The organism is Mesorhizobium sp. M8A.F.Ca.ET.021.01.1.1 (genome assembly GCF_003998025.1).
Taxonomy (GTDB): Bacteria; Pseudomonadota; Alphaproteobacteria; order Rhizobiales; family Rhizobiaceae; genus Mesorhizobium.
On sequence record NZ_RZSJ01000223.1, the window covers coordinates 1 to 8,994 of the forward strand.

Below are 8,994 nucleotides of genomic sequence, written 5' to 3' on the forward strand. Positions count from 1 at the left end.
TCGACATCTCCTTCGTCATGGCGCTGCAGTCGGCGCGCTTCCTGATCGTGCTGCTAGTAGGCCCGAGCATCGCGCGGCTGGTGGCCAGGAGCATCAGGACGTGAAAGCCCGGCACCGGCGAGTTACCGCGCCGCCGCGAGCCGTTCGGGAAGGAAATCGACGAAGACGCGCACCTTTGGCGACAAATGGCGGTTGGATGGCCACAGCATTCGGAACTGGCCACGGCCATCGACCTGGTCGTCGAGCACGGTACGCAATTTTCCTTCGCTCAGCGCCTCGCGCACCAGGAAATCCGGCATGCAGGCGATGCCCAGACCGGCGATCGTGGCGCCCTTCAAGGCTTCCATATTGTTGCAGGTCAACATCGAGCGGATCTCCGGCTCGGCACTCCCGGTGGCGAACGGCCACTCCAGCAGCCTGCCGCTGTTGAGATAGCGAAAATTTATGCCGAAATGCCTGATGAGGTCGGCCGGCGTGCCGGGCATGCCGTGACGGTCGAGATAGGACGGCGCCGCGCACAGCATCATGCGGAAGGGGGCAATGGGCCTCGACACCAATCGTGAATCGGGCAGCTCGCCGCTGCGGATGGCAACGTCGATGCCTTCCTCGATGACGTCGACGATGCGGTCGTTGAAGTCGATATCGAGCTCGATCTCGGGATAGCGCGCCATGAACTCCGACAGCACCGGCAGCAAGAGGTGGTAGGTGACGATCGGGGTCGAGACGCGAAGCCGCCCGCGCGGCGTCTCCCGTGTCCGCGACAGCATCGCCTCGGCATCGTCGATGTCGTCCAGGATGCGCCGCACGCGCTCATTGAACAGCTTGCCCTCTTCGGTCAGGCCGATCCGCCGCGTGGAGCGCTGCAGCAGCCGCACGCCGAGCTCCTGTTCGAGCCGCGCGACACTTTTGCCTACCGCTGAAGCGGAGATGCCGAGTGCCCGGCCGGCGGCGACGAAGCTGCCGAATTCGGCCGTGCGGGCGAAGGCCAGAAGGCCGCTGAGGCGATCCATCGGGTTGCTCCATTCGAGCGTTTCAGTCCGTTATGTCGAGATATTTAACACTATTTTTCCGGAACTGTCGCTGACCTATCTTGGTCGTCATAGCGGCGCCGCGATTGCGCGGGCCGCCGGTGCAGACTGCTTCAGATAGGAAAATCCATGACCTCGAAGACCACCAGCGGCCCAGCCGAGAGATGGCTCGTGCTTTTGTCGGTATGCCTTGCCGCCATGACGATGCCCCTGACCTTCACCGGCCCGGCCGTCGCGCTCTCCCGCATCGGGGCCGACCTCGGCGGCAGCCCGATCGCGCTCAACTGGGTGACCAACGCCTTCATGCTGACCTTCGCCGCCAGCCTGATGGCGGCGGGCGCGCTTTCCGACAATCACGGCCGCAAGCGGATCTTCCTCGCCGGTCTCGGCCTCTACGTCCTGGCATCGCTCGGCGCGATGCTGGCGCCCGACATCGCCTGGTTCGACATTTTCAGGGCAGCGCAGGGCTTGGGGAGTGCCCTGGCTTTCGCCGGCGGTGCCTCCGCGCTTGCCCAGGAATTCGAGGGAGCGCCGCGGCTGCGCGCCTTCAGCTTCCTCGGCACCAGTTTCGGCATCGGCCTCGCCTTCGGTCCGATCGCGTCGGGCCTGCTCATCGCCGCGTTCGGCTGGCGGTCGATCTTCCTCCTGGTCACCGCGCTTGCAATTGCAGCCGCCCTGCTGGGCCTGCGCACCATCAGGGAATCGCGTGATCCGGATGCGACAGGACTGGACTGGGCGGGCGCCGGCACGTTCACCGTCGCGCTGGCCTCGCTGACCTATGGCGTGCTGCAGGCGCCGCAGAGCGGCTGGGCCGATCCTCTCGTGATAACGCTTCTGGGCGTGGCCGTCCTTTGCTTTGTGCTGTTTGTCGTCGTCGAGCGGCGCGTGCGCCGGCCGATGCTGGATCTCACCCTGTTTCGTTATCCGCGCTTCGTCGGCGTGCAGTTCCTGGCGGCGGCGCCCGCCTATGGCTTCGTCGTCCTGCTCGTGCTTTTGCCGATCCGCTTCATCGGCATCGAAGGCATGGGCGAGATCAGGGCCGGACAATTGATGATCTGCCTCTCCGGGCCGTTGCTGGTCCTGCCCTTGCTTGCCGGCCAGCTGGCGCGCTGGATCGCTCCGGCCACCATCTGCGGCGCCGGCCTGCTCGTCGCCGCGGCCGGCCTGGTCTGGCTGAGCCTGACGCCATCGGTCGGCGCCGCCCTGGTCGCGCCGCTGATCCTGATCGGCGTCGGCATCGCTCTGCCCTGGGGGTTGATGGACGGGCTCGCCGTCAGCGTCGTGCCGACCGAGCGCGCCGGCATGGCCGTCGGCATCTTCAACACCACGCGCGTCGCTTGCGAGGGCGTGGCGCTGGCCATCGTCATGGCGACCCTGTCGGGCTTCACCGCCGCTCAGCTCACCGCCCGGGGCGCGGCGTCTTCCAGCGATGCGTCCGCGGCGGCGCAATTGCTGGTGACCGGCAATGTCGGTGAAACGGCACGGCATCTGCCCATGGCCGGCGCCACAGTTCTGGTCGAGGCCTACGAGACGGCGTTCGACAGGCTGCTGATCGTGCTGGCCGTAATCACCATCGTCACCGCCCTTGTCGTCTTTCTCGGCCTGCGGCGCGCATCGGCGGCGGAACACGAGGCGGTCCCGTTGCCGGCATGCCAGGAAGCGTGATCATCGGCTAGGACATCAGGTGATGACGAGGCTCGCTATGTGGTCACCATCCAGGGTGAAAGTCATGTCGCCCTCGCCATTGAAGCCCTTGCCCTTGACGGCGATGCGGACGCGATAAGTGCCGTCCGCCGGCGTGATGCTGACGATGCCCAGACGTGACTTCACGCCGATATTGTCCGACTGGTTCCATCGCGCGATCTGCTCGCGACCCTGGAACGATCGACCCCAGTCGCTCAGGAACGCGTTGTCGGCAAAGGTATCGAGAAAGGCGTCCGTGTCGCCACTGTTGGTGGCCTCGACAAAGCGGCGGATGGGATCCGGTGTGGTCATCAGTCCAGCCTGTGCATCAGGTCGTCATCCAGCCAGCGGCCGAAGAAATAGACCAGTTGCTTGTGCCACCACGGCCAGTCATGGCTGACGTCGCCGCCCCAATAGTCGACCCAGGCGGGAATGGACTTGTCGCGCAGGATCTGTTCCAGCTGGCGCGTCTCGACCAGCATGCGCTCTTCCCAGGCGCCCTGCCCGCAGCAGAAGATAAGCCTCAGCGCCTTCAGCCGCGCCAGCAATTTCGGGTCGACGATGCCGGGCAGATAATCGAGCGGCGAGTTGTAGAAGATGTCGCCGTCGAGCGCCTTGCCGAAGAAATCGCGGGCCGAATAGACACCCGACAGCGAGATGACGCCGCTGGCGAGTTCGGGAAATCGGAAGACGAAGTTCGAGGAATGGTAGCCGCCCATCGAACAGCCTGAGAACAAGGGCTTCAGCCGCCGTCCGCCATTGGCCTGCGCGGCGGTTTCCAGGAATTCCGGCAGCGCCTCCTCTCGCACATAGCGGAAATAGGCCTCGTGGCGGGCGATGCGGTGCGCGGGGTCGGCACGCTTGTCGAAGAAGGATTCCGAATCGATGCCGTCCACCGTGAACAACTGGATGCGGCCGGTGTCGATGAATTCGGCGAGCGCGCCCACCCCGCCGGAATCCTCGAACTGGTAGAACCGGCCCTGCGAGGTCGGGAACACCACGACGGGCCGGCCGGCATGGCCATAGCGCTTGTACTCCATGTCGCGGCCGAGATTGCGGGCGAAAGCCTTGTGATAGGAAATGTCCATGTCCTCAAGCCTTTTCCGCGTGGATATAGGCAACCGCCTCGCGCAGCTCCGCCTGATCCTTCGAGCGCATCTGGTAGGCGTAATCTCCCATGGCGCGGCTGAAAACCTTCTCGATGGCCTGATGGTGGACGATCTTGTCGCGGTGCGCGGCTAGCACGTCCGCATGGCTGTGCAAATAGTCGAGGTGGCGCTTGCGGCTGGCATAGGCGGTGAAATACTTGCCTTCATAGGGGCCGCCGGCTGCGTCCCTCACGACCATGTCTGCCCAGGCCGCATAGACGTCGATGTCGAACGTGTAGTTGATCGCGTCGGTCATCCAGGCGCCGGGCGGGCGCATGTTGACCTCCAGAGCGATGATGCGATCGTCCCTGGTCTCGAACAGTTCGATGTGGAAAAAGCGTTCGCGCACGTCGAATGCTTTCAGGATCTTGCGGCCGGCCTCCTCGACGACAGGCCTGATCCGGGGAAAGCAGGTGTAACTCATGTGGCGGTCTTTGTTGACCACCTCCATGACGCTCTGGTCGTAGCGATGGCTGGCCGCCAGCACCACCTCGCCGTCGCGGTTGACCAGCCCGTCATAGGTCACCACCAGCCCCTCGATGAACTGCTCCATGACGAAGGTCACATCCTCCGGCTTGTCCCGGAAGAACTGGTCGAGTTCTTTCGCATTCGAGATCTTGAACGTGTTCGAAGCGCCGGAGCCGGAATCCGGTTTTACCACCACGGGATAGCCGACGCGGCGGATGAAGGTCATGGCGCCGGCCCGGTCGGAGCATTTGCGCTGCGCTATGGTCTCGACGCCGCTCTTGCGGAAGAAGGCGCGCATGCGGCTCTTGCGCTTCAGATTCTTCACGAAATCGAGCTTGGTGCCATAGATGTTGAAGTCGGTGCGGATGTTGGCTTCCAGTTCCAGCCAGTGCTCGTTGAGCGATTCGAACCGGTCGATGCGCCCCCATTTGTGGATGAAATGCCCGATCGCCCGGAACACCGCATCGTAGTCTTCCATGTCGGCGATACGGTAGTATTCCGAAAGCGCTGCCTTCAGCTTGCCGTCCAGAGCGTCAAAGGGTGCATCGCCAATCCCGAGCACGGTCGCGCCGGCCTTCTTCAGCCGGTCGCAGAAATCGGCGCCGTTGGCGGGAAAATGCGGCGAGAAGAACACGAAATTCATGGACGACCCCCTGCCGGCGGCACCCCGCCACCGTTCAAGTCTGGCGCATTTGCGGCGCGCGGGGAAGAGCGTCCGCGTCAGGGATAAAATTCGACCGGGCCGGCCCCGCTTGCCTCCAGCAGGCCGCTCCTGTATGAGAGCGGCCATGAACACGCGCGCCACCACCGCTTCCCGTCAGACCGGCTTTGCCGGCGAGACCGTTCGCGCGCTTGCCTCGACCCTGCTTCTTCTCGGCCTTATCGGCGATCGCCGGGTTCGCTGAAGGAGCGCCCGGCGGTCGAACCGCCGCGCAAGCGCATGCTCCTTGGCAAATCATATCAAGCGAACGAAAATCTGGTAAAGGCGCCGCTTGGCACCACATCCGCCTGAAAGGTGGACCGCCAGCCGCCGGGAGAAACGACGATGAACGCACGAGAAGACATCCGCGCCAGCGAGGCCGCGACCGGCAAGCAGGTCGGCCGGGGCATGCCGGACGCAGCCCGAAAATACCAACCTTATCCTACGGTCGGTCTCACCGACCGGACCTGGCCCTCGAAGGTGATCGACAAGGCCCCGATCTGGTGCTCGGTCGACCTGCGCGACGGCAACCAGGCACTGATCGATCCGATGGGCCACGAGCGCAAGGCGCGCATGTTCGCGCTGCTGCTCGACATGGGTTTCGAGGAGATCGAGATCGGCTTCCCGTCGGCTTCGCAAACTGACTTCGACTTCGCCCGCTGGTGCATCGAGGAAGGCAATGTGCCGGCCGATGTGTCATTGCAGGTGCTGGTCCAGTGCCGGCCCGAACTGATCAGCCGCACCTTCGAGGCGCTCAACGGCGCCACCAACCCGATCGTGCATTTCTACAACTCGACCAGCGAATTGCAGCGCCGCGTCGTCTTCGAGAAGGATGTCGGCGGCATCAAGCGCATCGCCACCGACGCCGCCAAGATGATCACCGACATGGCGGCCAAGGCGGGCGGCGGCTACCGTTTCGAATATTCGCCGGAGAGCTTCACCGGCACCGAACTCGAGGTCGCGCTGGAGATTTGCAACGCCGTCACCGAGATCGTCAGGCCGACGCCTGACAACAAGCTGATCATCAACCTGCCGTCGACCGTCGAGATGTCGACGCCCAACATCTATGCCGACCGCATCGAGTGGATGTGCCGCAACCTCGACGCCAGGGAAAACCTGATCATCTCCCTGCATCCGCACAATGACCGCGGCACCGGCATCGCCACCACCGAACTCGGTCTGATGGCTGGTGCCGACCGCGTCGAAGGCACGCTGTTCGGCAATGGCGAGCGCACCGGCAATGTCGACATCGTCACCCTGGCGCTCAACATGTACACGCAAGGCGTCGATCCGGGCATCGACTGCTCCGACATCAACCGGATGAAGGACGTCTATGAATATTCGAATCAGCTGAAGATTCCCGAGCGCCATCCCTATGTCGGCGAACTCGTCTACACGGCCTTTTCCGGCTCGCACCAGGACGCCATCAACAAGGGCATGAAGGCGCTGAAGAAGGCCAACACGCCGCACTGGGAAGTGCCCTATCTGCCGATCGACCCGGCCGATGTCGGCCGCAGCTACGAGGCGATCATCCGCATCAACTCGCAATCGGGCAAGGGCGGCATCGCCTATGTGCTGCAGGCCGATTACGGCCTCAATCTGCCGCGCAACCTGCAGATCGAGTTCAGCCAGGCGATCCAGGCGATCACCGATGCCGAAGGCAAGGAGGTTCCGGCCAAGCGCATTTACGAGCGCTTCCTGGAGACCTATGTCGACCAGCCGGGCGCGCGGCTGAAATTCCTCGACCACCACACCTATCCCGATACCGAGGTCAAGGGCCGGCGGGTGATCGAGGCGGTCATCCTCGACAATGGCAAGGAAGTGACGATATCAGGCACCGGCACGGGCCCGATCGACGGCTTCGTCGATGCGCTGTCGCGCCATGTCGGCGTCGACATGTCGGTGCTCGATTATTCCGAGCACTCGTTGCAGCGCGGCTCGAACGCGTCGGCCATCTCCTATGTCGAGATGGAATATCCCAGGGGCAAGCTGTTCGGCGCCGGCATCAACACCAACATCGTCGCCGCCTCGCTGGAAGCGGTGACGTCGGCGGCCAATCGTATCGTCGGTCGCAAGGCGCGGTAGCATCGGCCGGTCGGCGGCGCCGGAGGCAGGAACAGCTCTCCGCGCCGCCACTTTTTCAAGCCCGCAAAAGGCTCTGGCCTCGACTGGCCGATGCCGACTCTCACGACCATGCCGTGGCTTATACCGGCAGGGCCGTTAACCACCAGAGTATTCTCCGGTGAGGTACGCGATCGCATAATGGGTGCATACTTGTGTGCCGGTGCGGGAACTATATGATCGCGCCTCAACCTGTGCCGACTTCGAGAGGATCGACACTTGCAGCATGCCACGCCTGCCGCCCCCGCAGTGCGCGAGACACTAGAGCGACTGCTTGCCAGCGAAACGTTCGGACGATCCGAGCGTGCACGCAAGCTGTTGCGTTATCTTGTCGAGCGCGAACAGGCAGGCGAAGCCGACCGGCTCAAGGGCTTTTCCATCGCCATGGATGTCTTCGGCAAGGATGGCGATTTCGATCCTTCGACCGACGCGGTGGTACGCGTGCAGGCGGGCAGGCTACGCGAGCTGCTGCAGCAATATTTCGCCAATGAAGGCGTCGCGGAGCCGTTTCGCATAGCGATACCGCGCGGCAGCTATGTCCCGGCCTATGAGCTCAACGCGATCCGCTTGCCGGAACCTGCGAAACCCGCCGAGCAGATCGAAGCCGTAGGGGCACCATCCGAGCCCCCCGGTGATGCCATTGCCGCCGCTGCATTGCTGGCACCGGCGGCGGCGCCGGAGCCCTCGGTGGCACGCCATCTCCGGTTCTTCTGGATGGCGATCGCCGTGGTCATAGCCATGCTCGGCGTTCTGATATTGCGTCAGGGCAGCGGTGCGCTGCTGGCAGGCGGCGACCCTGCGGCAACGCTCGAGACCGCGACCCTGACCGGCAGCATCGCGCCGTCCGCCGCCAGCGAGGCTTTGCCGCTGGTCTACATCGCCGTCAAGGCCAGTGGCACGGATGCCAGCCGTGTCGCCGCAACGCTGCGTGCCGGACTGAGCGGCTTCGATACGATCGACTTCATCGGTCGCGACATCGTCAACAAGGCCGATCCGGTCGCTAGCGCGACGAGCTTCATCTTCGATATCCTGCCTGGGCCGGATACGGGTGACATCACGATCGAGCTGCAGAGCGTGGCCACCGGACGGGTGCTTTTGTCGCGCAACCTGACCGCCGCCGACAGCGCGCCGACCACCGTCGAGAGCCGTATAGCCGGCATCTTGACGTCCGCTCTTCCCGCTTCCGGCACGATCTACGGCTATCTCGAACAGAGCGGCATACAAACCGCCCTCACGCAATGCCTGACGCTCAACGACAAATATTATCTCGACCAGAACGCCAGGACCCACGAGGCCGCCTATCGCTGCCTCGAAACCCTCGCCGAAAACGGCGCCAAATCACCGTTGGTCTATTCGGAAATCGCCTCGCTCCACCTGGAGGCCGTGAACGACCACTACGCCTATCCGCCGGATGCCACGATCGAGAAGGCGATGACATTCGCCCATCGCGCCGTGCAGATGGGGCCGACCAGTCCCTACGCGCATCGTTCCTACGGCTACATCAATTCCCGTCTTGGCAACGCCGACGAGGCGCTGCGCTGGATGCGCAAGGCCTATGACCTCAATCCCTACGATCTCGCCATGGCCGCCGCTTATGGCTACGGGCTGATTTTCGCCGGCCGCTATGCCGAGGGGACGCCGATCCTGGCCCAGGCGGTGGACGCCTCCAGCGGTCATCCGACATGGTGGGATTTTGGACTTTTCGCCGGCGAACTCATGCTTGGCGACACCAACAAGGCCGCGATCGCCAGTTCCTCTCTGAGAACAACCGCAACGAAGTCACACTATCTTGCCGCCCGGCTGATCGGCGCCAAGATCGCCGGTCAGGACAATCTGGCGCGCAAGC

7 protein-coding genes are annotated in these 8,994 nt (G+C 63.9%); 3 read left to right on the forward strand and 4 right to left on the reverse strand.

Going from position 1 to position 8,994, the window contains the following annotated elements; translation table 11 throughout:
- Window positions 1-122 precede the first annotated feature (122 nt).
- On the reverse strand, window positions 123-1,010 hold the full coding sequence (locus EOA36_RS18210) for a LysR family transcriptional regulator (RefSeq protein ID WP_127278815.1): 888 nt from the start codon (window positions 1,008-1,010) through the stop codon (window positions 123-125).
- Window positions 1,011-1,157: 147 nt separating this feature from the next.
- Between EOA36_RS18210 and EOA36_RS18215 the strand changes: the two genes are divergently transcribed.
- Window positions 1,158-2,693: an MFS transporter gene (locus EOA36_RS18215; protein ID WP_127278816.1), complete on the forward strand. Its 1,536-nt coding sequence runs from the start codon at window positions 1,158-1,160 to the stop codon at window positions 2,691-2,693.
- Between the two features lie 15 nt (window positions 2,694-2,708).
- Here EOA36_RS18215 and EOA36_RS18220 read toward each other — a convergent pair whose 3' ends face one another.
- Genes EOA36_RS18220 through EOA36_RS18230 form a run of 3 tightly spaced genes read right to left on the reverse strand, consistent with a single transcriptional unit; the run spans window position 2,709 to window position 4,970 of the window.
- On the reverse strand, window positions 2,709-3,023 hold the full coding sequence (locus EOA36_RS18220) for a nuclear transport factor 2 family protein (protein WP_127278817.1): 315 nt from the start codon (window positions 3,021-3,023) through the stop codon (window positions 2,709-2,711).
- Window positions 3,023-3,799 carry an alpha/beta hydrolase-fold protein gene (locus tag EOA36_RS18225; protein WP_127278818.1) on the reverse strand — a complete coding sequence of 259 codons (777 nt, stop codon included), beginning with the start codon at window positions 3,797-3,799 and terminating at the stop codon, window positions 3,023-3,025. Before EOA36_RS18225 ends, EOA36_RS18220 begins: the two co-directional genes overlap by 1 nt.
- 4 nt (window positions 3,800-3,803) lie before the next feature.
- Window positions 3,804-4,970, reverse strand: coding sequence for an ATP-grasp domain-containing protein (locus EOA36_RS18230; RefSeq protein ID WP_127278819.1), 1,167 nt, complete (start codon window positions 4,968-4,970; stop codon window positions 3,804-3,806).
- 402 nt (window positions 4,971-5,372) lie between these two features.
- Between EOA36_RS18230 and leuA the strand changes: the two genes are divergently transcribed.
- A complete protein-coding gene (gene leuA, locus EOA36_RS18240; protein ID WP_127278820.1) occupies window positions 5,373-7,112 on the forward strand; it encodes a 2-isopropylmalate synthase in 1,740 nt (579 codons plus the stop codon).
- Between the two features lie 255 nt (window positions 7,113-7,367).
- Window positions 7,368-8,994, forward strand: a 1,627-nt coding sequence (locus EOA36_RS18245) for a hypothetical protein (protein WP_127278821.1), incomplete at its 3' end; no start/stop codon positions are given.

Bases quoted from the DNA above. Each gene is read 5' to 3' on its own strand.
- leuA (WP_127278820.1), top strand. From the start codon at position 5,373: ATGAACGCACGAGAAGACATCCGCGCCAGCGAGGCCGCGACCGGCAAG.
- EOA36_RS18230 (WP_127278819.1), bottom strand. From the start codon at position 4,970: ATGAATTTCGTGTTCTTCTCGCCGCATTTTCCCGCCAACGGCGCCGAT.
- EOA36_RS18225 (WP_127278818.1), bottom strand. From the start codon at position 3,799: ATGGACATTTCCTATCACAAGGCTTTCGCCCGCAATCTCGGCCGCGAC.
- EOA36_RS18220 (WP_127278817.1), bottom strand. From the start codon at position 3,023: ATGACCACACCGGATCCCATCCGCCGCTTTGTCGAGGCCACCAACAGT.
- EOA36_RS18210 (WP_127278815.1), bottom strand. From the start codon at position 1,010: ATGGATCGCCTCAGCGGCCTTCTGGCCTTCGCCCGCACGGCCGAATTC.
- EOA36_RS18215 (WP_127278816.1), top strand. From the start codon at position 1,158: ATGACCTCGAAGACCACCAGCGGCCCAGCCGAGAGATGGCTCGTGCTT.